1 protein-coding gene is annotated in these 593 nt (G+C 69.1%); it reads right to left on the bottom strand.

Annotated elements, in window-relative coordinates; genetic code table 11:
* The coding region (locus D3D02_RS18570; RefSeq protein WP_121571339.1) for an ATP-binding cassette domain-containing protein at window positions 1-394 on the bottom strand (394 nt) is incomplete at its 3' end.
* Window positions 395-593 lie beyond the last annotated feature (199 nt).

Raw genomic sequence — 593 nt, 5'->3', positions numbered from 1 at the left:
AGCCGTGCCGGGCGGCGAGGTCGGCCACGGCCACTCGGGCCGCCTCCCGGTCGACGGCGAGGCCGCCCCACTTCCGCGGCTCGCTCCCGAGCGTGATGTTCTCGGTGACGGTCATCGGGTCGACGAGCATGAAGTGCTGGTGGATCATTCCGATCCCGGCGTCGATCGCGTCCCGCGGCGAGCCGAACGCCTGCGGTTCGCCGTCGAGCCGGACCGTTCCCGACGTCGGCTCGTAGAGGCCGTAAAGGACGTTCATCAGCGTCGTCTTCCCGGCCCCGTTCTCACCGAGAAGGGCGTGGACGGTGCCGCGTTCGACCTCGAGGTCGACGTCGTCGTTCGCGACGACGCCGGGGAACCGCTTGGTTATCCCGTCGAGGTGGACGGCTGTGGCCATTGGTCTACTTCCCTCTGGTTGCAGGGTGGCTGAATATGTTTGGATATGATTCGGTCCCCGCGGCGCGCCGACCGGTCGGAGCGCCGACAGTATCCGGCGCGTGGGCGCGCGGGCGACTCCCGTCGAGGGGCCTTACAGCTCCGAGGGGACGTCGATGTCGCCGGCGATGATGTTCTCGCGGGCGGTCGCGACCTCCTCG

Origin of the sequence: Halobellus sp. Atlit-38R, from assembly GCF_003665925.1 — an archaeon.
GTDB classification, from domain to species: Archaea; Halobacteriota; Halobacteria; order Halobacteriales; family Haloferacaceae; genus Haloquadratum; species Haloquadratum inordinatus.
The sequence above is the reverse complement of the archived record's forward strand: the minus strand, read 5'-3'. Positions and strand labels throughout refer to the sequence as shown.